Genomic DNA, 25,343 nt, shown 5'->3' with positions numbered 1-25,343 from the left:
GAAATGGTAGTGACTTACCTTGGATAAAGAAGGTTATTGAGTTTGCTTCTACTTCCAAAACAGCTTTAGAGTTTGCTTGAGATTTTCTCTTTACTGCCAAAAGAGCAGGGCCATCAGCTCGCTATCCTTGCGAAAGAGGGTTGGGATGAGGGGGCGTAAATGCCCGCTTTCTGCGCCATCGTCTGCAAATGACCAAAAACATTACCAACGCGTAAGCCGTTATGCTCATACTCGTTGGTGATCCACGGCGTCAAATTACCCACCTGTTGCGCCGTCGCCAGCGAGAGCTGCAAATCGACATACATATCGCTGAAATAAATGGCGGCGAATACCGGTACCCGATTGTCGAGCAGGCGATCGCTGTTATACAGCGGTGACCACACGCGGCGATCGGCCAGCAACTTAACTGGTTCATTGAAGGGGCGCAGAGCGGCGATCTCGGTGAACATCCAGGGATAGATCATTTCCCCGGTCAGGTAAAGCGGGCGCCGATCTTCGGCGAAAGCATCGAAGTTGCCCCGTTGCCGCTGGGCGGCCCAGTTGGTGGCCTTATCCTGTGCGTAGATACTTTCATGCAGCGCGGCAAACAGCGGATTCTCCGCGTAGCTGGTCAACGCCATTACCTGTGACAAAAAGGTGTCGCTGAATTCACCGTCCGGGTTGAAGGCTTCGTCAAACAGCCAAAGTAGCCGCTCGTAACCTTCACTCATGCCAAGATCGATCCCCAGGCTTTGCAGGCGGCGTATGGTCAGCCGGTCGCCATCGGGCAACAACACCTCTTCCTGCTCCAGCTTGTCGGCAATCTGACCGATAAGCGGCTCCAGATGTGGGTAACGCTGATAGAAGATGCGATTTTTGGCGATCACCTGCGGATAGGTATGAGCGTAGACTTCATCGGCATCGGGCTGCAGGCTTGCCAGGCCGCCGGTCATAAAGCAGCAGTGGAGACCTTCCGGCGCCTGAGAAAGATAGGTCAGCGTGATAAAGCCGCCATAGCTTTGCCCCAGCGTGCTCCACGGGCGATCGCCAAAGCAGTTTTTACGCAGATATTCGGCATCGCTCACTATCGAGTCGGCGCGGAAGCAGGCCAGGTAATCTGCCGCCTGGTGGGCGGTTAGCCCGGCCAGACTCTTACCTTCAATGCGGCTGCTGCGCCCGGTGCCACGCTGATCGAGCAGGATCACCCGATAGCTTTTGAGGGCTTCGGCGATCCAACTGCTGCGTGCCGTAGGGCGTGGGCTTTTCCCTCCGGGACCACCTTGTAAAAACAGCAGACAAGGGAGTTGTTCATCACGGCGTAACGGGTCAACCAACTCACGGGCAAAGATCTCAATGGTGCGGGTATCCTTGTTATTGAACCAATTCAGCGGGACCTGGACCAGGTGTTCACGCACCCAGATCGCTGGCAACAAATATTCTCGTTCAACGCTCATGTTTTTCTCTCCCTATTATGGTGTTCTCTTTTTTCTGCCGGTTATTTTAATGCCATATCGGTGTTTACCCGGAGCGTTCAGATCTACTCTATTTTATCGATAAGCAACAATAGTCCGGAGTTTGAAGAGTGAACATCAGCGTAACAGGAGGAATGAACTTAGCAAATGCATGAGTGATTAAATTTTAGTCAAAATGTGCAAGAGTGTGACTGAATAAGTATTCTTGACTGATGAATATAAAGGGAGTGCTGGTGGCAGTGGGAGCCACCAGTCAACATCGAGCGGGCTCAGCCGTTATCGATGACGTCGGCAGCAAGGAACTCAAAGGGAGGGCTGGTTTTAAACTCAGCGGAAACTTCACCGGTAAAATCTGCCATCTCATCTTTACCCAGCGTCAGCTTTTTAACCGGAGCGCCGGCAGCAAAGTTGACCCGTTTCAGGTCTACCCAAAAAGTACTGCTGCCCAGTGCCGATTCAAAGTAGTACAGCTTGTTCTTTTGATCGGCCAGGGTGCGCCAACGAGTGGAAGAAATATTAGGTTCTTCAGGCGTCGTGATGCCAAAGGGCACAGAAACATTGCGCATAACGCTCAGCACGCTAGAGGCTGCCAGCCTGGCCTGATGATATTTCGGGATAGCGTTGATATAAAACTGTGCGCGTACAAAACGGTCGGCAGCACGGTTTGTGCCAGGCAGCATGACGTTACCCCCAATCCCTTGCCAGTATTTGGTGATGGCCAACTGCTGATCGAAGGTAGGGGAATTGGTCAGGACCTGATAGTCGTGGCTATGGTGAATCACTAATTTGCCGTTAATGTATTCGAAAATGGCACTGTCCCCACTGGCATCGGACAACGACAAATGAAGGGAGGCCAAACGTTCCTGGCCAGGCACACCGCCGGTCACAACGATAAAAGGGGCCTTTTCCAGTGAGTTAACCGCTTCTTGCACCGTGGCAAAGTTATCCAACGCATACTGTGCCCATGCTGCCAATGATAAGGTTGGCTGCTGGCCATCGAATGCCGGGTATTGAGATTCCACCAACCACAGCATATTGGCCACCAGACCTTTTTCATTCATACCATCGGTGGTTGCAACACCATAGGCGGAAGTCACGACGCTGCCGTATTTAGATGTCCATTTGATCGAGTTGCTGCCTGCATTACCACTGCGCTCCATTCCTTGTGGGAAAATCCACAGGTCAGAGTGCAGCTGTTCTCTCCAGTCCATAGTGCGGCCGGTGATCACCAGATTATCTTCGCCGTGGTAGACCGCACGAGTACAGGCCATTGCCAACTGTGGTGAAAACAGAATGCCGCACATGGACAGTAAAAGGGGGGTTATCAAAAGCGTTATATTCCAATTCACCGTTATCTCTCCTTGCTACTTTTTGTACAGTGTAGGCACTACTGACCCGTGGGGCAAAAACGAGAGCGCCAAACGGGATTTTCGTTTCGTTATTATTTATGTTTGACGATAGAATCAATCAATTACCTCTTTCCTTACCCCTGCAAACCGGCCAGCAGGCTGCCGCTTGCAGGGGCAAGGAGATAAAATGCATGATTAATCTATGGAAAAAATCACTCTATGAAGGTGTTGTACCAGGACGAACATCTGATCGCCGTTAACAAACCCTCAGGTTGGCTGGTGCATCGTAGCTGGCTGGATCGTCACGAGACGAGGTTTGTCATGCAAACCGTGCGCGATCAGATTGGCCAGCACGTATTTACCGTACACCGTCTGGATCGTCCTACTTCCGGCGTATTGCTGATGGCGTTGTCCAGCGATGTGGCTCGGTTATTATCGCAACAGTTTGAATTGCATCAGGTACAGAAAACCTATCACGCGGTGGTGCGGGGCTATGTTTTAGAGGGCGGCACCGTTGATTATGCGCTGACGGAAGAGTTGGATAAGTTGGCGGATAAACATGCCAACCCGGATAAAGCTCCAAAACCGGCGGTAAGTCATTATCAGCCCTTGGCAACGGTGGAGTTGCCGGTGGCGATTGGCCGCTATGACACCTCGCGCTATAGCCTGGTTGAGCTGAAACCAGAGACCGGGCGTAAGCATCAGTTGCGTCGTCATATGGTGCACCTGCGCCATCCGATTATTGGTGATACCGCTCACGGCGATCTGCGGCAAAACCGCGGGATGGCCGAACATTTTGGTTGTTCACGCCTGATGCTGCACGCCAGCCATCTTCAACTTACTCATCCGGTCAGCGGCCAACCACTGCATATTTCCGCGCCCTGGGAAGCGGATTGGCAAGGTGTCATGTCACAATTTGGCTGGCATAACGTGCTGCCAGAACTTGAGTTTCCGCAGGCTAACGGTCAGGATAGCTAATCATTTTTTAACGGTCATAAGGGAGCAGCAACGATGGCTCAGGTCGGCATTTTCGTTGGAACGGTCTACGGTAACTCTTTGTTAGTGGCGGAAGAGGCAGAAAATATCCTGCAACAACAGGGCCATGAGGTCAAAGTGTTTGAGGAAGGGACGCTGGCAGAGTGGCAGTTTTACCGCCAGCATTATGCGCTGGTCGTGACTTCCACCACCGGGCAAGGGGACTTGCCTGACAGTATTGCCCCCCTGTTCCAGGCTATTCGCGACCAGGTGGGTTATCAGCCGGAGCTGCGTTATGGCTTGATTGCTCTGGGCGATAGTAGCTATGACAATTTCTGCGGTGCCGGGCGTACCTTTGATGCTTTGCTGCAGGAACAGGGAGCGACGCGCGTAGGTGAAGTGCTGGAGATCGATGCGATCGAGCAACCTGAACCGGAAGTGGTTTCCTGCCCGTGGGTAGAGCAGTGGGGCGCCTTGTTGAAATAGCCTCTCGATGCTTGGTGGCGAGCGGCCAGGCATGATTTTATTCCTGCTATCTCCTGTGGTGAAGCTTAAGCAAAAAAAAACCTAATCCCTTACGCACTCAAGGCCGCAGCCAGCAAGCGTTAAAGAATTAGGTTTTGCCTGCCGGAGCAGTAATAACTCTATCGATTACCGATTTACCCTATTCACCCCTAACCCTCTCCCACAGGGCGAGGGGACTGAACGTGCCACAACTTACCTCCTGTACCTGCCTGCGACTCCGGGCTCGCTCCCTCTCCCAATCTCTGTGTTTATGAGATCCCTGGACTCTACAGCGGGAGAGGGCAGGGGTGAGGGGCGACCAATCGTCCTAAACTGACAAATACTAGACCGAGGGTGGCAGTTATTTACCGCGCGTCAGCTTTTCCAGATCGGATTCGATCTCGGCAATCTTGTTGGTGACCACGTTTTGCAGGTGCTGCAGGTCATCAAGGATCTTGCGTTTCAGATCCACTTCCACCTGATCGCGCTGGCAGAGTTGATCCAGTTCATCGATCACGTAGCGCAGGTTGGGGTTGATCTCATGGATCTCTTTGTAACCCTGGCCGGCATTGTCTGCCACCACGGTTTTGCGCTGGCGTGGATACTTGAACTTCACGCTCTTGGCAAAGAACTCGCCCTTATCTTTGCGGAAGTAAATCTTGAGGATGTCGTTATTGGCCTCCTGACGCAGGCTATAGCGATCGATATCTTCCGGTTGATTGATACCTAAACTTTTCAGGTTGTCATACATAATAGCGCCACCTTTTAATCAACTATATTTGCCTGATTAGCCAATATGCAGTGTAGTGAGCTGCAAATCGAAACACATCAGGAATATTCCACTGCCAGAGAGTATGGCGAAAACGCCCGTCACAGACTGTGACGGCCCGCGTATTGAAGGCAAAAAAATGGCGGGTGCTGCACCCGCCGTTCAAGCTTAGTCGATAGTGCGCAATAACTCATTGATCCCGACTTTGCCACGGGTCTTGGCGTCCACTTTCTTGACGATCACAGCGCAATACAGGCTGTAGGAACCATCTTTGGAAGGCAGGTTGCCGGATACGACCACGGAGCCAGCAGGTACGCGGCCATAGTGCACTTTACCGGTTTCACGATCGTAGATACGGGTGCTTTGGCCCAGATAAACGCCCATTGAGATCACGGAACCTTCTTCCACGATCACGCCTTCAACCACTTCTGAACGCGCACCGATAAAGCAGTTGTCTTCGATGATGGTTGGGTTGGCCTGCAACGGCTCCAGCACGCCACCGATGCCGACGCCGCCGGACAGGTGAACGTTTTTGCCGATCTGCGCACAAGAGCCTACGGTGGCCCAGGTATCTACCATGGTGCCTTCGTCGACGTAGGCACCGATGTTGACGTAAGAAGGCATCAGCACGGTGTTACGAGCGATAAATGCCCCCTGACGCACGGTAGCCGGTGGCACTACGCGGAAGCCTTCCTTCTGGAAGCGAGCTTCATCGTAGTCAGCGAATTTCATCGGCACTTTGTCGTAATAGCGGGTTTCTGCACCGTCCATTACCTTGTTGTCGTTGATACGGAAAGACAGCAGGACGGCTTTTTTCAGCCACTGATGGGTAACCCATTGCCCCTCGATCTTCTCGGCAACGCGCAGGGCGCCGCTGTCCAGCAGGGCGATCACCTGGTTTACCGCTTCACGCGTTACGGTGTCTACGTTGGCCGGGGTAATATCCGCACGGCGTTCGAAGGCGCTTTCAATAACGTTCTGTAATTGCTGCATGCTGTTCTCTGTCCTGATTTTATTTACGAAAGGTTACTTTTATCACATTTTATCGGTTGGATTGAGTGCCTCTGTCAACCGTTGTTCTAATTTTCTGCGTGTTTGCGGATCCAGCGCCCGCCGATCGGCATCGGCCAAAATAAACAAATCCTCGACCCGTTCGCCGATGGTGGAGATACGTGCGCCGTGCAGCGACAGGCCCAGATCGGCAAAAACCTCACCCACGCGTGCCAGCAGGCCGGGCTGATCGAGTGCGATCAGTTCCAGATAGCTGCGGCGATCGGTGTGGGTTGGCAGGAAGCTGACCTCGGTCGGCACGCTGAAATGGCGTAGCTTGGACGACGGACGCCGAGCGCGCGGCGGCTGATAATCTCGCTGAGTGATAGCTTGTTCCAGCGCATGGCGGATCGCGGCATGACGATCCTGGGCCAGCGGGCTGCCATCCGGCTCCAGCACGATAAAGGTGTCCATGGCCATACCGTCGCGGTTGGTGAAGATCTGGGCGTCATGGACGCTGAGATTGCGCCGATCCAGCTCACCGGCAACGGCGGCAAACAGGTAAGGGCGATCCGGGCTCCAGATAAAGATCTCGGTGCCGCCACGCGTGGCTTGGTGGCTGACCAGCACCAGTGGCTTGGTTGAGTCATGGGCCAGCAGGTGGCGGGCGTGCCAGGCGAGCTGATTCGGTGAGTGGCGCAGGAAATAGTCGGCGCGGCAGCGGCTCCAGATATGGTGCAGCGCCTCTTCATCGATATTGTCCATCCGCAACAATGCCAGCGCCTGTAAACGATGGTGGCGCACCCGCTCGCGCAGATCCGGGCTGTTCTGCATACCACGGCGCAGTTGCTTCTCGGTAGCGAAATACAGCTCACGCAACAGACTCTGTTTCCAACTGTTCCACAAGGTCTCGTTGGTGGCACAGATATCGGCCACCGTCAGGCACACCAGGTAGCGTAGCCGGGTTTCGCTTTGTACTTCGCTGCTGAACTGCTGGATCACGGTCGGGTCCTGAATGTCACGCCGTTGCGCGGTCACCGACATCAGCAGGTGGCAGCGAACCAGCCAGGCAACCAGCTGTGCTTCGCGTGAGTTCAAGCCATGCAATGCAGCAAACTCCAGGGCGTCTTGCGCGCCTAAAATGGAGTGATCGCCCCCGCGCCCTTTGGCGATATCGTGGAACAGCGCTGCCAGCAACAGCAATTCCGGGTGAGGCAGGCGAGGATAAAGCTCCACGCACAGCGGATGGCGTGGGCGAGTTTCCTCATCGGAGAAGCTTTCCAGCTTTTGCAGCACACGCACGGTATGTTCATCGACGGTATAGGCATGGAACAGGTCGAACTGCATCTGGCCAACGATGCTGCCCCATTGCGGCATATAGGCCCACAGCACGCTGTGGCGATGCATTGGCACCAACGCCCGTGAGACCGCGCCTGGATGTCGCAGAATGGCCATAAACAGCTCTCTGGCCTCGGGAATGTTGCACAGTGGCTGTTTCAGGTGGCGGCGTGCATGGCGCAACTGGCGCACGGTGGTGGAGTAGATGCCTTTGATTTCGCGGTTGCGTACCATCAGATAGAACATGCGCATGATGGCTTCGGGTTGGCGGATAAACAGCGTTTCGTCGCGCAAATCGATCAGATCGCCACGCAGCTGAAAATCATCGTTCAGCGGGCGCGGCTTCTCCGTGGCGTCCAATGCCAGGATCGCTTCATCGAACAGCTGTAGCAGCATGTGGTTCAGCTCGCCGACGCGGCGCGTCATGCGATAGAAATCCTTCATCATGCGCTCTACCGGTTCATTGCCTTCCCCCTCGTAGCGCAACAGCTGGGCCACGCTGAGCTGGCGATCGAACAGCAGGCGGTTGTCATAACGCGGCAGCGCCAGGTGCAGGGCAAAACGAATACGCCACAGGAAGCTTTGGCATTCGTTCAATTCGTTGCGCTCGGCCTGGGTCAGGAAGCCAAAACCGACCATCTCATCGAGCGAGGTGGCGCCGAAATGGCGGCGAGCCACCCACATCAGCGTATGAATATCACGCAGGCCACCGGGGCTGCTCTTGATATCCGGCTCCAGGTTGTAGCTGGTACCGTGATAGCGCTGGTGGCGTTGTTGCTGCTCGATCAGTTTGGCGTCAAAGAATTTGGGCGAAGGCCAGAAGCCGTCGCTGAAAATGTGCTTCTGCAATTGCAGGAACAGGGCGACGTCGCCGCAGATCATGCGGGATTCGATCAGGTTGGTGGCAACGGTCAGGTCCGCCAAGCCTTCCAGCAGGCACTCTTCGAGCGTGCGCACGCTGTGGCCGACTTCCAGTTTGAGATCCCACAGCAGGGTAATGAATTCACCGACGCGAGCGGCCTGTTCATCGTTCAGGCGAGTCTGGCTGAGTACCAGCACGTCGATATCAGACAGCGGGTGCAGTTCACCACGGCCATAGCCGCCGACGGCCAGCAGCGCCGTTTCAGGGATAGTGTCAAAGCCGTAAAACAGCCACAGTCGCCGCAATAGCCGATCGATAAACTTGCTGCGCGCCGCCACCAGGCTTTCGGCACTGGCACCAGCATTGAAGGCCGCTGCCAGCCACTGCTGAAACTGCTCAAGCCGCTGTTTGAGGGCCAGGCAATTGATCTCGTCATCGGCATAGGTGCTGGGAGCGTCCGGCTTCTTGGGTACGGCCGGGGTTTCTAGCTCACGATAATTTTCAGACATGTTTCGCCGCCCATAAAAAAAGCCGGCATAGGCCGGCTTGTCACAAGAACCCTGCGGTTCTTACATCTCGTGCGTAATGATGTTGGGGATGGTGTCATCCTTGCGCAACGTCATTATCTCGCAGCCGTTATCAGTCACCACAATAGTATGCTCATACTGTGCCGACAAGCTGCGATCTTTGGTTTTCACCGTCCAGCCGTCTTTCATGGTGCGGATGCGGTAATCACCGGCGTTGACCATAGGCTCAATGGTGAAGGCCATACCGGCCTGCAGCACCACGCCGCCGTCATCGGCATCGTAATGCAGTACCTGCGGCTCTTCGTGGAAACCTTCGCCGATGCCGTGGCCGCAATATTCGCGCACGACGGAGAACTTCTCTGCTTCAACAAACTGCTGGATGGCTTTACCCAGAGTGCGCAGGCGGATACCCGGTTTGACCATCTTCAAGGCCAGATACAGGCTTTCCTGGGTGATGCGGCACAGGCGCTCGCCCAGAATGGTGGGTTTACCGACGATGAACATCTTGGAGGTGTCGCCGTGGAAGCCGTCTTTGATTACGGTCACGTCGATATTGACGATATCCCCGTCTTTCAGCACCTTGTCGTCACTTGGGATGCCGTGGCACACCACTTCGTTCACCGAGATACAGACCGATTTTGGGAAGCCGTGGTAGCCCAGGCAGGCCGAGATCGCCTGCTGTTCATTGGTGATATGCTCGTGGCAGATCCTGTCCAGCTCGCCGGTGGTGACGCCGGGTTTAACGTGGGGCTCGATGATTTCCAGCACTTCTGCGGCCAGGCGGCCCGCAACGCGCATCTTTTGAATGTCATCAGGTGTTTTAATTGAAATTGCCATGAAAGTTAGTCCGCAGGTGTCGTTATGGTCGACAAGGTAGAAAGATAAGGCATTGAGTTATGGTATCAGCCCGGCTTGAGGCTGCCAAATTTCATTTGTGAAGGGCCAGGCCAACTGCAACAAAAGTTGGTGTCTGGGGCGGGTTTATGGTATAAAGCGCGCCGGCAGATCCGCATTCGGCCTTGAGTGCCAATGAGGAAATGACCGAAGTAGTTTTAACTGCACTCACATTGTGTAAATAACACACACGTATCGACACATCCGCCGGGGTGCCTTGAGATGGCTCACGTCATTGTCCGGGTCGGCGTTATGGGATACGTGGAGGCATAACCCCAATCAACTCTAATAGAGGTTTTAATCATGGCAACTGTTTCCATGCGCGACATGCTCCAGGCTGGTGTACACTTTGGTCACCAGACCCGTTACTGGAACCCGAAAATGAAGCCTTTCATCTTCGGTGCACGTAACAAGGTTCACATCATCAACCTGGAAAAAACCGTACCAATGGCCAACCTGGCTTTGGCTGAACTGACCAAGATCTCTTCCCGTAAAGGTAAGATCCTGTTCGTTGGTACCAAGCGCGCAGCAAGCGAAGCGGTAAAAGAATATGCTAACGGCTGCGATCAGTTCTTCGTGAACCATCGCTGGTTGGGCGGCATGCTGACTAACTGGAAAACCGTTCGTCAGTCAATCAAACGTTTGAAAGATCTGGAAATCCAGTCCCAAGACGGCACCTTCGACAAGCTGACCAAGAAAGAAGCGCTGATGCGCACTCGTGAACTGGCCAAGCTGGAAAACTCCCTGGGTGGTATCAAGGACATGGGTGGTCTGCCAGACGCTCTGTTTGTTATCGATGCCGATCACGAACACATCGCGATCAAAGAAGCCAACAACCTGGGTATCCCGGTATTCTCTATCGTTGATACCAACTCCGATCCAGACGGCGTTGACTTCATCATCCCTGGTAACGACGACGCAATCCGTGCAATCAAATTGTACCTGACCGCCGTTTCTGCCGCCATCCGTGAAGGTCGTTCTCAAGATCTGGCCGTTCAGGCGGAAGAAAGCTTCGTAGAAGCTGAATAATAAGGTCAAGCCCTTATTAACCAGGTATTGAATATGTTGGTTAGGGGGGCCTTTAAGGGCCCCCTTTGCTTATCTGAATGAGAACTATCTCCGAGCGAGATAACCGAGGAAAAAGAAATGGCTGATATTACCGCTGCCCTGGTAAAAGAACTGCGTGAGCGTACCAGCGCAGGTATGATGGATTGCAAAAAAGCGCTGATCGAATCTAACGGCGACATCGAGCTGGCAATCGAAAACATGCGTAAATCTGGCGCGATCAAAGCGGCGAAAAAAGCAGGCAACGTAGCTGCTGACGGCGTGATCAAAACCAAGATCGAAGGCAACTTCGGCATGATCGTGGAAGTTAACTGCCAGACCGACTTCGTTGCTAAAGACGGCGGTTTCCAGGCTTTCGCTGACAAAGTGTTGGATGCGGCTTTTGCTGGCAAAATCACTGACGTTGACGTGCTGAAAGCGCAGTTCGAAGAAGAGCGCGTTGCGCTGGTGGCAAAAATCGGTGAGAACATCAACATTCGCCGCATTGCTGCCCTGGAAGGCGACGTGTTGGGTAGCTACCTGCACGGTGCTCGCATCGGTGTTCTGGTTGCCGCTACCAAAGGCGCGGATGAAGAGCTGGTTAAGCAGCTGGCAATGCACGTTGCCGCTAGCAAGCCTGAATTCGTCAAGCCTGAAGATGTGTCTGCTGAAGTGGTAGAGAAAGAGTACCAAGTTCAGTTGGACATCGCCATGCAGTCTGGCAAGCCGAAAGAAATCGCAGAGAAGATGGTTGAAGGCCGCATGAAGAAATTCACCGGCGAAGTCTCTCTGACCGGTCAGCCTTTCGTGATCGAACCAAGCAAGAGCGTTGCTCAGGTGCTGAAAGAGCACAACACTGACGTAACCAATTTCATCCGCTTTGAAGTGGGTGAAGGCATCGAGAAAGTTGAAGCTGACTTTGCTGCTGAAGTTGCAGCAATGAGCAAACAGTCTTAATGCTGTTAATGGAGCCGCCGCGAGGCGGCTCCATTTTATCCAGCCAGAGAAACGCCGATGATGGGCCCCGCGTGCCCAGGCTAATCGGTTGAAAACCCCAATACTATTACTACTGCTTCTTAGGACAGAACACCATGGCAACCAATGCAAAACCCGTTTATCAGCGTATCCTGCTCAAACTGAGTGGTGAAGCCCTGCAAGGTGCAGAAGGCTTTGGGATCGACGCTAGCGTTTTGGATCGCATGGCTCAGGAAGTAAAAGAGCTGGTCGAGCTGGGCATCCAGGTCGGTGTAGTTATTGGCGGTGGCAATCTTTTCCGTGGTGCAGGTCTGGCACAAGCCGGCATGAACCGCGTAGTGGGCGACCACATGGGAATGCTGGCTACCGTGATGAACGGCCTGGCTATGCGTGATGCACTGCACCGTGCCTATGTGAACGCCCGCCTGATGTCTGCCATTCCGTTGAATGGCGTATGTGACAACTACAGCTGGGCAGAGGCGATCAGCCTGCTGCGTAACAACCGCGTGGTGATTTTCTCCGCCGGTACGGGTAACCCGTTCTTTACCACGGATTCTGCGGCCTGCCTGCGCGGCATCGAAATTGAAGCCGATGTGGTATTGAAAGCGACTAAAGTGGATGGTGTATACTCCGCTGACCCGGTGAAAAACCCGGACGCAACGCTGTACGAACAGATCACCTACCAGGACGTGTTGGAGCGTGAGTTAAAAGTGATGGATCTGGCGGCGTTTACGCTGGCCCGCGATCATGGCTTGCCGATCCGCGTATTCAACATGAACAAGCCGGGCGCACTGCGTCGCGTGGTGATGGGTGAGAACGAAGGTACTCTGATCACCAAATAACGGCTGTTTGGCCAAATTTCGCAGGAGCGGGTAACGCCAGGCGTTGTGTGCTTCTGATAAGTAAAATTCACGGGCTATACTTTCCAGTACAGCCTGCCAAGTAACCAGCTTCCAAGGGTTCGCAACGTGATTAATGAAATCAGAAAAGATGCTGATTCACGCATGGAAAAAAGCGTCGAAGCATTTAAAAACCAAATCAGCAAGATCCGTACTGGCCGTGCTTCTCCAAGCATCCTGGACGGCATCATGGTGGAATACTACGGTACAGCAACGCCGCTGCGCCAACTGGCCAACGTCACGGTAGAAGATTCCCGTACGCTGGCGATCAACCTGTTTGACCGTTCTCTGGGGTCGGCGGTAGAAAAAGCCATTATGTCTTCCGATCTGGGCCTGAACCCAAGCTCGGCTGGCACCGTGATCCGCGTTCCGCTTCCTCCGTTGACGGAAGAGCGCCGTAAGGATCTGATCAAGGTCGTACGTGGTGAAGCCGAGCAGGGCCGTGTGGCCGTGCGTAACGTGCGCCGCGATGCCAACGATAAAGTGAAGGCACTGCTGAAAGACAAAGAAATCAGCGAAGATGAAGATCGCCGTTCACAAGACGATATCCAGAAAATGACCGATGCCTACATCAAACTCCTTGATGCGGCATTGGCCGATAAAGAAAAAGAACTGATGGATTTCTAATCTCCATCGCCTTGAAATAAAGCGTCGCCTTGGCGGCGCTTTATTTTTTGTGGTGCAGATCTCGTTTTATCGTACGCACAGAGCGTAAACCAGCCGTGATGCAAGTTACACTGTGGTGTACGTCCGATCTCATCACGCAGTAGATTCAGAGCGATCTCATGAAGCAACTGACAATTCTGGGTTCCACCGGTTCCGTGGGCACCAGCACCCTGGCCGTGGTCAGGGAAAATCCCGACCTTTTCGCGATCAAGGCACTGGTAGCTGGCCGTAATGTAGCGGTCATGGCGCAGCAGTGCATAGAGTTCCGCCCGAGTTATGCGGCAATGGCCGATGAGCAGGCCGCCAATGAGTTACGCGCCGTGCTGGCAGAAAACGGTGTGAAAACCGACGTGTTGGCCGGTGAAAAGGCAGCCTGCGAGCTGGCCGCATTAGACGACGTCGATCAGGTGACGGCCGCTATCGTCGGGGCCGCTGGGCTGTTGCCCACCCTGGCCGCTATTCGTGCCGGTAAGCAGGTGCTGCTGGCGAACAAAGAGTCTCTGGTCACCTGTGGCCGCCTGTTTATGGACGCGGTGCAAAAGAGCCAGGCACAGTTGCTGCCACTGGACAGCGAGCACAACGCCATCTTCCAGAGCCTGCCAGAAAGCATCCAACGCCAACTGGGGTATAGCTCGCTGGAAGCCCACGGCGTTTCGCGCATCGTGCTGACCGGTTCCGGTGGCCCGTTCCGTACTACGCCGATGGGACAGTTCGCCACTATGACGCCGGATCAGGCCTGTGCGCATCCCAACTGGTCTATGGGGCGCAAAATCTCGGTAGATTCCGCCACCATGATGAACAAGGGGCTGGAGTATATCGAGGCTCGCTGGCTGTTCAACGCCTCGGCAGAGCAGATGGAAGTGATCCTCCATCCGCAGTCGGTGATCCACTCCATGGTGCGCTATGCCGATGGTAGCGTGCTGGCCCAACTGGGTACGCCGGATATGCGCACGCCTATTGCCCATGCCATGGCTTACCCGCAGAGGGTCCACTCCGGGGTGGCTGCACTCGATTTCTGCCGTATCGGGGCGCTGACCTTCTCCGAGCCGGAGCGTGAGCGCTATCCTTGCCTGTATTTGGCGATCGAAGCCTTCGATGCGGGCCAGGCGGCGACCACCGCGCTCAACGCGGCCAATGAAATTGCCGTAGCGGCATTTTTGCAGCAACAAATTCGTTTCACTGATATTTCAGCCATGAACCAAAAGGTTGTTGAATGTATGGCGCTGGCGGAGCCAACCAGTATTGAGATGGTGTTGGAGATCGATCGTCAGGCGCGTGAGGTGGCTCGAGGTCTGGTTCGTAACCTGCGGGTTTAATCACTTGGGCGGGGTGTACCGAGGGCAAATTCGGCTCTGCTACATTGTCTGAATTTGCTGGTAAACTCGCCAGGCCGCCGTGTGGCCGTTTGTTCAGGCTTCACGGAGGTGTTATAGTCTGCGCCATAATCACCGGTTATACCGTTGAATAATGGCCGGATTGGCAGCTCTTTTTACCTGACAAACGCGGCCAATAGGGCAGTGCCAAGCCAGAAGACGGGGAAAACTTACGCCAATCTTTGCCGGGAGCCCCTTGGGGCACCAGGCAGGCAGACTGAAAAGCTGTGTCAGGCACACGGCTTTTTTTGCGCGTAAGGTCCGATATTCCGGCAAGGCTGTGGTGTTTCTACCGAGGAAATAAGTACGAGTTATGTCGTCCGCAAACCAACAAGAAGCTAATCTTTCTGCTCATGGGCCACGTCATGTCGCGATCATTATGGACGGCAATGGGCGTTGGGCTAAACGCCAGGGCAAGTTACGTGTCTTCGGTCATAAAGCAGGGGTGAAATCGGTACGCCGCGCGGTCAGTTTTGCCGCCAGTCACCATTTAGATGCACTCACGCTTTATGCCTTCAGCAGCGAAAACTGGAACCGTCCGGCGCAGGAAGTCTCCGCGCTGATGGAGCTTTTTGTCCGCGCACTGGACAGCGAAGTAAAAAGCCTGCATAAACATAATGTCAGGTTGCGAGTGATCGGCGATGTCAGCCGGTTCAGCGCACGTTTGCAAGAGCGTATCCGCCGCTCGGAGCAACTGACAGAAAATAACGATGGCCTGACGCTTAACGTTGCCGCCAATTACGGTGGCCGTTGGGATATTATTCAGGGAGTGAAGGATCTGGCTGAGCAAGTGCAGCAGGGTACGCTGTGCGTGGACCAGATCAGCGAGGAGTTACTGGGTGAGCGCGTCTGCATGAGCGATTTGTCTCCGGTGGATCTGGTGATCCGTACCGGCGGCGAACATCGCATCAGTAACTTTTTGTTGTGGCAAATTGCGTACGCCGAGCTTTACTTTACTGATGTACTCTGGCCAGATTTTGATGAACTTGTCTTTGAAGGTGCGCTGAATGCATTTGCACAACGCGAGCGTCGCTTCGGAGGAACAACACCTATCGACGCCAATGCGTCCTAGGGGGAACTTTTGCTGAAGTCTCGCATCATAACGGCTCTGATTTTAATTCCGATTGTTATCGCAGCGCTGTTCTTACTGCCGCCGATGGGCTTTGCCCTGGTAACACTCGCTGTGTGCATGTTAGCCGCCTGGGAATGGGGGCAGTTGGCTGGCTTTGCTGCCCGCCCCCAACGTATCTGGCTGGCGATATTGTGCGGTTTCCTATTGGCGCTGATGATGCTCAGCGTGCCTGCCTACCATCAGTCTGTTCACCAATTGCAGATCGCTGGCCCGCTATGGTTGTCGCTGGGATGGTGGCTGGTGGCTCTGCTGCTGGTGCTGTTCTATCCAGGCTCGGCGGCGCTGTGGCGTAATTCGCGCACCTTGCGGCTGGTCTTTGGCCTGTTGACCATCGTGCCGTTTTTCTGGGGCATGCTGGCACTGCGTCAGTTCGGCTATGAAGAGAATCATTTTACCGGTGCCTGGTGGTTGCTGTACGTTATGCTGCTGGTCTGGGGCGCAGATTCCGGCGCCTACATGTTCGGCAAGCTGTTTGGCAAACACAAGCTGGCACCGAAGGTCTCCCCAGGCAAAACCTGGGAAGGGCTGGTCGGTGGGCTGGTCACGTCTGCCGTGATTTCGTGGCTGTTTGGCCGCTATGCGCCGCTGAACGTGGTGCCTATGACCCTATTGGTCTGTTCGGTAATTGCGGCCCTGGCTTCGGTATTGGGCGATCTGACGGAAAGCATGTTCAAACGTGAAGCCGGTATCAAGGACAGTGGTCATCTGATCCCGGGGCACGGCGGCATTCTGGATCGTATCGATAGCCTGACCGCAGCGGTACCGGTATTTGCCTGCTTGATGCTGTTAGTGTTTTAATCCGTCATCGGCGGGGGGAGTAAAGGGATTCTATGGTCAGCGTACTCTGGAACTTGGTCGCGTTTATTATCGCTCTGGGTATATTGATCACCGTGCATGAGTTCGGGCACTTTTGGGTGGCCCGCCGCTGTGGCGTCCGCGTGGAGCGCTTCTCTATCGGCTTTGGCCGTGCGCTATGGCGCCGCACCGATCGCCAGGGCACCGAATATGTCGTCGCCATGATCCCCCTTGGCGGCTATGTCAAAATGCTCGATGAGCGCGTCGAAACGGTAGCTCCCGAGCTGCGTCATGAGGCGTTCAATAATAAAACCGTCTGGCAGCGCGCGGCGATTGTCAGCGCGGGCCCCATTGCCAATTTCCTGTTTGCCATTCTTGCCTATTGGGTCGTCTTTATCATCGGCGTGCCGAGTTACCGCCCGGTCATCGGTGAAATTACTCCGCAATCCATTGCCGCTCATGCCGAAATTTCTCCGGGAATGGAACTTAAGTCCGTTGACGGTATCGAAACGCCTGATTGGGAATCTGTTCGTCTGGCGTTGGTGACCAAAATCGGTGATGCGCAAACCGAGGTAGAAATTGCTCCGTTTGGTACCTCACAAAAGGTGAGCAAGACCCTGGATTTGCGCCACTGGAGCTTTGAGCCGGACAAAGAAGATCCCGTGCGTTCTCTAGGCATGATCCCGCGTGGCCCGCAGATTGAATCCGTGCTGGCGGAAGTCCAGACCGGGTCGGCTGCGCAAAAGGCAGGTTTACAAGCGGGGGACAGGATCGTTAAAGTCGATGGTCAGCCACTTGGTCGTTGGGTTACGTTGGTTAAACGTATCCACAATGCTCCAGGGCTTCCGCTGGTTTTAGAGATAGAAAGAAACGGCGCCCCCTTGTCTTTAACGCTGATACCAGATACAAAGCCGGTGGGAAAAGACAAAGCGGTGGGGTTTGCCGGGATTATACCTAAAGTTATCCCTCTGCCGGATGAGTACAAGACCATCCGTCAATATGGGCCGTTCTCTGCGCTGTATCAGGCGGGGGACAAAACCTGGCAGCTGATGCACCTTACGGTCAGCATGATAGGTAAATTAATTACCGGTGATGTAAAGCTGAACAACCTGAGTGGCCCGATTTCCATTGCACAGGGAGCAGGGGCATCAGCAGAGGTGGGTTTTGTGTATTATATGATGTTCCTGGCGTTGATTAGCGTCAACTTAGGGATCATCAACCTCTTCCCATTACCGGTATTAGATGGTGGGCATCTCCTCTTCCTGGCGATAGAAAAGCTGAAGGGGGGGCCAGTTTCTGAGCGAGTACAGGACTACAGCTACCGCATTGGTTCGATCTTGTTGGTACTGCTGATGGGTCTTGCACTTTTCAATGATTTTTCTCGTCTTTAGGGGCGGGGACAGGTTAGGAAGAACGCATAACAACGATGGCGATGAAAAAGTTGCTCATAGCGTCGCTGCTGTTTGGCAGCGCCACCGTATACGGTGCAGACGGGTTCGTAGTGAAGGATATTCATTTCGAAGGCCTGCAACGAGTCGCCGTCGGTGCGGCGTTACTCAACATGCCGGTTCGCGTAGGCGATACCGTCTCTGATGATGATATCGGTAATACCATCCGTGCGTTGTTTGCCACTGGCAACTTCGAGGACGTTCGCGTCCTGCGCGATGGTGATACGCTGATTGTTCAGGTTAAGGAACGCCCTACCATTGCCAGCATCACTTTCTCCGGTAACAAATCGGTGAAAGATGACATGCTCAAGCAAAACCTGGAGGCCTCTGGCGTCCGGGTTGGTGAAGCACTCGACCGCACTACCTTATCCAGCATTGAAAAAGGGTTGGAAGACTTCTACTACAGCGTCGGTAAATACAGTGCCTCGGTGAAAGCCGTTGTCACGCCGTTGCCGCGCAACCGTGTTGACCTGAAACTGGTGTTCACGGAAGGGGTTTCCGCCAAGATTCAACAAATCAACATTGTCGGCAACCATGCCTTCACCAACGATGAGCTGATCGCGCACTTCCAGTTGCGTGATGATGTGCCGTGGTGGAACGTAGTGGCCGATCGCAAATACCAGAAGCAAAAGCTGGCGGGGGACCTTGAAAGCCTGCGCAGCTTCTATCTGGATCGCGGCTATGCCCGTTTCAATATCGATTCGACGCAGGTCAGCCTGACGCCAGATAAAAAAGGCATCTATATCACCGTTAACATCACCGAAGGCGATCAGTACAAGCTTTCCGGCGTGGTGGTCAATGGCAACCTGGCCGGTCATTCGGCAGAGGTGGCCCAGTTGACCAAGATTGAGCCAGGTGAGCTGTTTAACGGCACCAAAGTGACCAAAATGGAAGATAACATCAAGAAGATGTTTGGCCGTTATGGTTACGCCTATCCTCGCGTACAGACTCAGCCTGAAATCAACGATGCGGATAAGACCGTGAAGCTGAACGTCAACATCGACGCGGGTAACCGTTTCTATGTGCGTCGCATCAAGTTCGAAGGCAACGACACCAGTAAAGATTCCGTTCTGCGCCGCGAAATGCGCCAGATGGAAGGGGCGTGGCTGGGTAACGATCAGGTCGAGCAGGGTAAAGAGCGTCTGAACCGTCTGGGTTACTTCGAGACGGTCGACGTTGAAACCCAGCGTGTACCGGGTTCCCCCGATCAGGTTGATATCACCTATAAGGTGAAAGAACGTAACACCGGGACGCTGAACTTTGGTGTGGGTTACGGTACCGAAAGTGGCGTCAGCTTCCAGGCGGGTGTACAGCAGGATAACTGGCTGGGCACGGGCTACTCTGTTGGCATCAGCGGTACCAAGAACGACTACCAGACCTATACCGAGCTGTCGGTGACCAACCCGTACTTCACCGTTGACGGTGTGAGTCTGGGCGGCCGTATCTTCTATAACGACTTTAAAGCGAATAATGCCGATCTGTCTGACTATACCAACAGCAGTTATGGTGTTGACGGCACGCTGGGCTTCCCAATCAACGAGAACAACTCGCTGCGCGCTGGCCTGGGTTACGTCCATAACTCCCTGTCAGAAATGCAGCCGCAGATTGCCATGTGGCGCTATCTGAACTCGATGGGCGATTATCCTGACTTTAAGGATCGCGCCAGCTTTACAGCCGATGACTTCACGCTGAACCTGGGCTGGACCTATAATAATCTGGACCGTGGCTATTTCCCTACCCAGGGTAACCGCACTACGTTCAACACCAAGGTGACCGTGCCGGGTTCCGACAACTCATACTACAAGATGACGTTGGACACCGCGCAGTATATGCCGCTTAACGATGACAAGACCTGGGTGTTGCTGGGTCGTGGCCGTGTGGGCTATGCCGATGGGTTGGGCGGTAAAGAAATGCCGTTCTATGAAAACTTCTATGCGGGTGGTTCAAGTACCGTACGTGGCTTCCAGTCCAACACCATTGGTCCAAAAGCCGTGTACTACAACTCCAACTCGTATCAGTGTCAGTTTAAAGTCGGTAGCACAACGGATCGTCAGGATATCTGTAATTCGAACGATGCGGTGGGCGGGAACGCCATGGCCGTGGCAAGTATGGAGTTGATCACGCCTACGCCGTTCCTTAGCGAGAAATACGCCAACTCGGTACGTACTTCACTGTTTATCGATGCCGGTACCGTGTGGGATACCCACTGGGAAAACACCGATCAGACGCTGATGTACGGGGTGCCAGACTACAGCAAAGCGAGCAACATTCGCGTGTCTGCCGGTCTTGCGCTGCAGTGGATGTCTCCACTGGGGCCGTTGGTCTTCTCCTATGCGGATCCGATCAAGAAATACGACGGCGACAGGTCGGAGCAGTTCCAGTTTAACATCGGTAAAACCTGGTAATAACCGGTTTCACCCGTGGGCATAGCGGTACAAGAATCGCAAATGCCAGGCTTAAACCCGCTCATAGCGAGAGAAATCTCATTGTGTAATGTGATAAGTCTGGCAGATTGTGTACTTTCAAAAGTGTCATGTGACACAAATGGGTGATGGTAAGGAGTTTATAGTGAAAAAGTGGTTATGTGCCGCAGGCCTCGGTTTAGCAATGGCTGCTTCTGCAGGCGTTCAGGCAGCTGACAAAATTGCTGTTGTTAACGTTTCTAGCATTTTCCAACAGTTGCCAGCTCGTGAAACCGTAGCCAAGCAATTGGAAAGCGAATTCAAAGGCCGTGCAAGCGAACTCCAGAACATGGAACGCGATCTGCAAACCAAAATGCAGAAACTGCAGCGTGATGGTTCTACCATGAAAGCCAGCGATCGCACCAAGATGGAAAAAGACGTGATGGCTCAGCGTGAGCAGTTCTCTCAGAAAGCGCAGGCTTTCGAGCAGGACAATCGTCGTCGCCAGATGGAAGAGCGTAACAAGATCCTGAGCCGTATTCAGGATGCTGTGAAAGCTGTTGCCAGCAAAGAAGGCTATGACGTCGTGATCGACGCCAACGCAGTGGCTTACGCAGGAACTTCTAAAGATATTACTGCAGACGTGCTGAAACAGGTTAAATAACGCCATGCCTTCAATTCGACTGGCTGATTTAGCGCAGCAGTTGGATGCACAATTGCACGGTGATGGCGATCTCGTCATCACCGGCATTGCTTCTATGCATTCCGCACAGCCTGGCCAAATCACGTTTTTGTCAAACAGCCGCTACCAAGAGCAGTTGTCTTCCTGCCAGGCGAGTGCCGTGGTACTCACCGAAGCAGACCTACCACACTGCCGTAGCGCAGCGCTGGTGGTGAAAAACCCTTACCTGACCTATGCGCGTATGGCGCAGTTGATGGACACCACGCCAGCACCCGCAGCAGATATCGCGCCAAGCGCGGTGATCTCTCCGCAGGCCAAGCTGGGACAGAACGTTGCTATTGGGGCGAACGCGGTTATCGAATCCGGTGTTGAACTGGGTGATAACGTGGTCATCGGCCCGGGTTGCTTTATCGGCAAGCAGGCACGCATCGGCGCAGGTACGCGTCTGTGGGCCAACGTGACGATTTATCATGAAGTGGAAATCGGCCAGCACTGCCTGATCCAATCGGGAACGGTGATTGGTGCGGACGGTTTCGGCTACGCCAACGAGCGTGGCAACTGGATCAAGATCCCGCAGCTTGGCACGGTGATTATTGGCGATCGCGTTGAGATTGGGGCCTGTACCACCATCGATCGCGGCGCGTTGGATAACACCCAGATTGGGAATGGTGTTATCATAGATAACCAGTGTCAGATTGCACACAACGTGGTGATTGGCGAGAATACCGCCGTCGCGGGCGGTGTGATCATGGCGGGTAGCCTGAAAATCGGGCGCTATTGCCAAATTGGCGGCGCCAGTGTGATCAATGGTCACATGGAGATTGCTGACCAGGTAGTTGTCACCGGGATGGGAATGGTTATGCGACCAATCACCGAACCTGGGGTATACTCCTCTGGCATTCCGTTACAACCCAACAAAGTTTGGCGTAAAACCGCGGCGTTGGTGATGAATATCGATGAGATTAGCAAGCGCTTGAAAGCTGTCGAACGAAAAGTCGGAAAAGACTAATCACCACGGCCCGGGATGCTGGGTATAAAACGAAACGCGTTGGCAATGATGCCAAAAGCGCAAAGAGTTGTTAATTTGCGGCCTGCCTGATGATCTCCTTTTTGGGGTCAACGCAGGCCGTGTTGTTGATGCCATCAGTTTTTAGAGACAGGAAGAGTATTTTGACTACTGACACTCATACTCTAGATATTGCAGAAATTCTGGAACTGCTTCCTCACCGTTATCCATTCTTGCTGGTTGACCGTGTATTGGATTTCGAAGAGCATAAATATCTGCGTGCAGTGAAGAACGTATCCGTTAATGAGCCGTTTTTCCAGGGGCATTTCCCTGGTAAACCGATTTTTCCAGGCGTGCTGATTTTGGAAGCTATGGCTCAGGCCACGGGTATCCTGGCATTTAAGAGCGTGGGTAAACTGGAACCGGGCGAGCTGTACTATTTCGCCGGTATTGACGAGGCTCGCTTCAAGCGCCCTGTGGTGCCTGGCGATCAGATGATTATGGAAGTCACTTTCGAAAAAACCCGTCGTGGTTTAACCCGCTTTAAAGGCGTGGCGACCGTCGACGGAAAAATTGTCTGCGAAGCAACCATGATGTGTGCCCGCAGCCGGGAGGCATAATCCGTGATTGATAAAACCGCCTTTATCCATCCAAGTGCGATCGTTGAAGAAGGCGCCGTCATCGGCGCTGGTGCGCATATAGGTCCCTTCTGCTACGTCGGCTCCCAGGTGGAAATCGGCGCGGGTACGGTCCTCAAATCGCATGTGGTGGTGAACGGTATCACCAAGATTGGCCGCGATAACGAGATCTATCAGTTTGCCTCTATCGGTGAAGTGAATCAGGATCTGAAATACGCTGGCGAACCGACTCGGGTTGAAGTCGGCGATCGTAACCGCATTCGTGAGAGCGTCACCATTCATCGCGGTACTGCGCAGGGAACGGGCCTGACCAAAGTCGGTAATGACAACCTGCTGATGGTCAACGTGCACGTTGCTCATGACTGCGTGGTGGGTAATTCCTGCGTGTTGGCCAACAACGCCACGCTGGCTGGTCACGTGGAGATCGACGATTTCGCCATCATTGGCGGCATGACCGCGATCCACCAATTCTGTGTGATTGGTGCCCATGTGATGGTCGGTGGTTGCTCCGGTGTCGCTCAGGACGTACCGCCTTTTGTCATCGCGCAGGGTAACCACGCAACGCCATTTGGTATTAACGCCGTAGGCCTGAAACGCCGTGGTTTTGATAAGGATGAAATGCAGGCGATCCGCAACGCCTACAAAATCCTCTATCGCAGCGAGAAGACCTTCGACGAGGCTAAAGCAGAGATCGAAACCCTGGCGCAACAGCAGCCCGTGGTGCAGCAGTTCCTCGATTTCTTTGCGCGTTCTACCCGTGGGATTATTCGCTGAGTTATGCCAAATCGTCCATTGACTATCGGATTGGTCGCCGGGGAAACTTCCGGTGATATTCTGGGTGCCGGTTTAATTCGTGCGCTTAAGACGCACTATCCAAGCGCCCGCTTTGTCGGTGTCGCTGGCCCGCTGATGCAGGCCGAAGGGTGTGAAACCTGGTACGAAATGGAAGAGCTGGCGGTGATGGGCGTGGTAGAGGTGCTTGAGCGTCTGCCACGCCTGTTGAAGATCCGCAAGGATCTGACCCGCCGGTTCAGTGAGCTGAAGCCTGACGTGTTTGTCGGTATTGATGCGCCAGACTTCAACCTCACGCTGGAAGGCCGCCTGAAACAGCGCGGTATCCGCACTATTCACTATGTCAGCCCGTCCGTATGGGCCTGGCGTCAGAAACGCGTTTTCAAAATTGGTAAAGCGACCGACCTGGTGTTGGCGTTCCTCCCTTTCGAAAAAGCGTTTTACGATCGTTTCAACGTCCCTTGCCGCTTTATCGGTCATACCATGGCCGATGCGATGCCATTGCAGGCGGATAAGCTGGCCGCACGCGCTACGCTGGGCATTGCCCCGGGCGCTCGCTGTTTGGCATTGCTACCCGGCAGCCGTAATGCCGAAGTGGAAATGCTCAGTGGTGACTTCCTGCGTACCGCACAACTGCTACGCGAGCATTATCCCGATCTGGAAGTGGTGGTGCCTTTGGTCAATGCCAAGCGCCGTGAGCAGTTTGAGCGCATCAAGGCCGAGGTTGCGCCGGAGCTCAAGGTTCACCTGCTGGATGGCAAAGGGCGTGAGGCAATGGTGGCCAGCGATGCGGCACTGTTGGCTTCCGGCACCGCAGCGCTGGAATGCATGTTGGCAAAATGCCCGATGGTGGTGGGCTACCGCATGAAGCCATTTACCTTCTGGCTGGCGGAGCGGTTGGTGAAAACCCCGTATGTCTCATTGCCTAACCTGCTGGCGGGGCGTGAAATCGTCACCGAACTGCTGCAACACGATTGTGTACCGGATAAGCTGGCCGCGGCGTTATTGCCGCTGCTGGAAGACAGCCCGCAGACGGAGCTGTTAAAACAGACCTTCCTTGAACTGCATCAGAGCATTCGCTGTGGTGCCGATGAACAGGCCGCTCAGGCTGTATTGGAGCTGGCGAAAGCATGATGGAACCCTTTGTTTACCCTGCCGCCCGGCTGTTTGCCGGTGTGGATGAAGTGGGGCGCGGGCCTTTGGTGGGCGCCGTTGTGACCGCTGCGGTGATCCTCGATCCTGCACGGCCGATTGTTGGCCTGGCGGATTCCAAAAAGCTCAGTGAGAAGCGCCGCCTGGCGTTATACGACGAGATCCTGGAAAAGGCGCTGTCCTGGAGCCTGGGGCGGGCTGAACCGGTCGAGATTGACCAACTGAATATCCTGCATGCCACCATGCTGGCGATGCAGCGTGCGGTGGCGGGTTTGCATATCGCACCGGACATGGTGTTGATTGACGGCAACCGTTGCCCCAAATTGCCGATGCGTTCGTTAGCGGTGGTGAAAGGGGATAGCCGGGTAGCGGAAATCAGTGCTGCATCGATTCTGGCGAAGGTGACCCGCGATCGCGAGATGACCGAGCTGGATGCGATTTTCCCGGATTACGGTTTTGCCCAACACAAGGGCTATCCGACTGCGTTCCATCTGGAAAAGCTGGCTGCTCTGGGTGCTACCGAGCATCATCGCCGCAGTTTTGCCCCGGTCAGACGAGTGCTGGAATCTGGCTCGTTCGCATAGTTCACACGATGCTTAAAATTACGCCCCCTCTCCTTTTGGGAGAGGGTCGGGGTGAGGGGAAATGGCTACGGTGATCTTCCCCATACCCTAATGTAA

Annotated in this window: 23 protein-coding genes; 17 read left to right on the top strand and 6 right to left on the bottom strand. The window is 54.3% G+C overall.

Annotated elements, in window-relative coordinates:
- Positions 1–113: 113 nt before the first annotated feature.
- Positions 114–1,433, bottom strand: coding sequence for an alpha/beta fold hydrolase (locus KGP17_RS21220; protein WP_094981695.1), 1,320 nt, complete (start codon positions 1,431–1,433; stop codon positions 114–116).
- Positions 1,434–1,720: 287 nt separating this feature from the next.
- On the bottom strand, positions 1,721–2,800 hold the full coding sequence (locus tag KGP17_RS21215) for a linear amide C-N hydrolase (protein ID WP_371822056.1): 1,080 nt from the start codon (positions 2,798–2,800) through the stop codon (positions 1,721–1,723).
- A 219-nt stretch (positions 2,801–3,019) separates the two neighbouring features.
- Between KGP17_RS21215 and truC the strand changes: the two genes are divergently transcribed.
- Both truC and KGP17_RS21205 read left to right on the top strand, forming a co-directional pair.
- Positions 3,020–3,778: a tRNA pseudouridine(65) synthase TruC gene (truC, locus tag KGP17_RS21210; protein WP_223498282.1), complete on the top strand. Its 759-nt coding sequence runs from the start codon at positions 3,020–3,022 to the stop codon at positions 3,776–3,778.
- Positions 3,779–3,811: 33 nt separating this feature from the next.
- Positions 3,812–4,261: a flavodoxin gene (locus tag KGP17_RS21205; RefSeq protein ID WP_021806110.1), complete on the top strand. Its 450-nt coding sequence runs from the start codon at positions 3,812–3,814 to the stop codon at positions 4,259–4,261.
- Positions 4,262–4,640: 379 nt separating this feature from the next.
- Here KGP17_RS21205 and KGP17_RS21200 read toward each other — a convergent pair whose 3' ends face one another.
- The 4 genes from KGP17_RS21200 to map form a co-directional block, all read right to left on the bottom strand.
- Complete coding sequence (locus tag KGP17_RS21200; RefSeq protein ID WP_021179904.1) at positions 4,641–5,030, bottom strand: DUF3461 family protein; 390 nt, start codon at positions 5,028–5,030, stop codon at positions 4,641–4,643.
- A 186-nt stretch (positions 5,031–5,216) separates the two neighbouring features.
- Positions 5,217–6,041 carry a 2,3,4,5-tetrahydropyridine-2,6-dicarboxylate N-succinyltransferase gene (gene dapD / locus KGP17_RS21195; RefSeq protein WP_223498281.1) on the bottom strand — a complete coding sequence of 275 codons (825 nt, stop codon included), beginning with the start codon at positions 6,039–6,041 and terminating at the stop codon, positions 5,217–5,219.
- A gap of 42 nt (positions 6,042–6,083) precedes the next feature.
- Positions 6,084–8,747 carry a bifunctional uridylyltransferase/uridylyl-removing protein GlnD gene (glnD, locus tag KGP17_RS21190; RefSeq protein WP_115159682.1) on the bottom strand — a complete coding sequence of 888 codons (2,664 nt, stop codon included), beginning with the start codon at positions 8,745–8,747 and terminating at the stop codon, positions 6,084–6,086.
- Between the two features lie 60 nt (positions 8,748–8,807).
- A complete protein-coding gene (gene map / locus KGP17_RS21185) occupies positions 8,808–9,602 on the bottom strand; it encodes a type I methionyl aminopeptidase (RefSeq protein ID WP_021179907.1) in 795 nt (264 codons plus the stop codon).
- Positions 9,603–9,962: 360 nt separating this feature from the next.
- Here map and rpsB point away from each other — a divergent pair, with 360 nt between their 5' ends.
- The 15 genes from rpsB (at position 9,963) to rnhB (ending at position 25,247) form a co-directional block, all read left to right on the top strand.
- Positions 9,963–10,688, top strand: a complete 726-nt coding sequence (gene rpsB, locus KGP17_RS21180; RefSeq protein ID WP_021179908.1) for a 30S ribosomal protein S2 — start codon at positions 9,963–9,965, stop codon at positions 10,686–10,688.
- 117 nt (positions 10,689–10,805) lie between these two features.
- Positions 10,806–11,660 carry a translation elongation factor Ts gene (tsf, locus tag KGP17_RS21175; RefSeq protein ID WP_021179909.1) on the top strand — a complete coding sequence of 285 codons (855 nt, stop codon included), beginning with the start codon at positions 10,806–10,808 and terminating at the stop codon, positions 11,658–11,660.
- A 134-nt stretch (positions 11,661–11,794) separates the two neighbouring features.
- A complete protein-coding gene (gene pyrH, locus KGP17_RS21170) occupies positions 11,795–12,520 on the top strand; it encodes a UMP kinase (protein WP_021179910.1) in 726 nt (241 codons plus the stop codon).
- A gap of 126 nt (positions 12,521–12,646) precedes the next feature.
- Complete coding sequence (gene frr, locus KGP17_RS21165) at positions 12,647–13,204, top strand: ribosome recycling factor (RefSeq protein WP_021179911.1); 558 nt, start codon at positions 12,647–12,649, stop codon at positions 13,202–13,204.
- 158 nt (positions 13,205–13,362) lie between these two features.
- On the top strand, positions 13,363–14,559 hold the full coding sequence (ispC, locus tag KGP17_RS21160) for a 1-deoxy-D-xylulose-5-phosphate reductoisomerase (protein WP_223498280.1): 1,197 nt from the start codon (positions 13,363–13,365) through the stop codon (positions 14,557–14,559).
- A gap of 370 nt (positions 14,560–14,929) precedes the next feature.
- Entirely contained in the window at positions 14,930–15,688 is a 759-nt protein-coding gene (gene ispU / locus KGP17_RS21155; protein WP_021179913.1) for a (2E,6E)-farnesyl-diphosphate-specific ditrans,polycis-undecaprenyl-diphosphate synthase, read from the top strand.
- Positions 15,689–15,697: 9 nt separating this feature from the next.
- On the top strand, positions 15,698–16,546 hold the full coding sequence (gene cdsA / locus KGP17_RS21150; protein ID WP_021179914.1) for a phosphatidate cytidylyltransferase: 849 nt from the start codon (positions 15,698–15,700) through the stop codon (positions 16,544–16,546).
- A 32-nt stretch (positions 16,547–16,578) separates the two neighbouring features.
- Positions 16,579–17,934: a sigma E protease regulator RseP gene (gene rseP, locus KGP17_RS21145; RefSeq protein ID WP_021179915.1), complete on the top strand. Its 1,356-nt coding sequence runs from the start codon at positions 16,579–16,581 to the stop codon at positions 17,932–17,934.
- 35 nt (positions 17,935–17,969) lie between these two features.
- Positions 17,970–20,396 (top strand): outer membrane protein assembly factor BamA, encoded by a 2,427-nt coding sequence (bamA, locus tag KGP17_RS21140; RefSeq protein WP_021179916.1) that lies wholly within the window; start codon positions 17,970–17,972, stop codon positions 20,394–20,396.
- A 163-nt stretch (positions 20,397–20,559) separates the two neighbouring features.
- The gene (skp, locus tag KGP17_RS21135; RefSeq protein WP_021179917.1) at positions 20,560–21,057 is read left to right on the top strand and encodes a molecular chaperone Skp; all 498 of its coding nucleotides are present in this window, start codon (positions 20,560–20,562) and stop codon (positions 21,055–21,057) included.
- 4 nt (positions 21,058–21,061) lie between these two features.
- On the top strand, positions 21,062–22,084 hold the full coding sequence (lpxD, locus tag KGP17_RS21130; protein WP_021806107.1) for a UDP-3-O-(3-hydroxymyristoyl)glucosamine N-acyltransferase: 1,023 nt from the start codon (positions 21,062–21,064) through the stop codon (positions 22,082–22,084).
- A gap of 161 nt (positions 22,085–22,245) precedes the next feature.
- A complete protein-coding gene (gene fabZ / locus KGP17_RS21125) occupies positions 22,246–22,701 on the top strand; it encodes a 3-hydroxyacyl-ACP dehydratase FabZ (protein WP_021179919.1) in 456 nt (151 codons plus the stop codon).
- Between the two features lie 3 nt (positions 22,702–22,704).
- Positions 22,705–23,493 (top strand): acyl-ACP--UDP-N-acetylglucosamine O-acyltransferase, encoded by a 789-nt coding sequence (gene lpxA, locus KGP17_RS21120; protein ID WP_021179920.1) that lies wholly within the window; start codon positions 22,705–22,707, stop codon positions 23,491–23,493.
- 3 nt (positions 23,494–23,496) lie between these two features.
- Positions 23,497–24,645: a lipid-A-disaccharide synthase gene (gene lpxB, locus KGP17_RS21115; RefSeq protein ID WP_059201635.1), complete on the top strand. Its 1,149-nt coding sequence runs from the start codon at positions 23,497–23,499 to the stop codon at positions 24,643–24,645.
- A complete protein-coding gene (gene rnhB, locus KGP17_RS21110; RefSeq protein ID WP_021806105.1) occupies positions 24,642–25,247 on the top strand; it encodes a ribonuclease HII in 606 nt (201 codons plus the stop codon). Before lpxB ends, rnhB begins: the two co-directional genes overlap by 4 nt.
- Positions 25,248–25,343: the final 96 nt, after the last annotated feature.

The sequence above is a fragment of the Serratia sp. JSRIV001 genome, from assembly GCF_019968745.1.
Classification (GTDB): Bacteria; Pseudomonadota; Gammaproteobacteria; order Enterobacterales; family Enterobacteriaceae; genus Chania; species Chania fonticola_B.
This window is presented reverse-complemented; position numbering and strand designations above follow the sequence as displayed.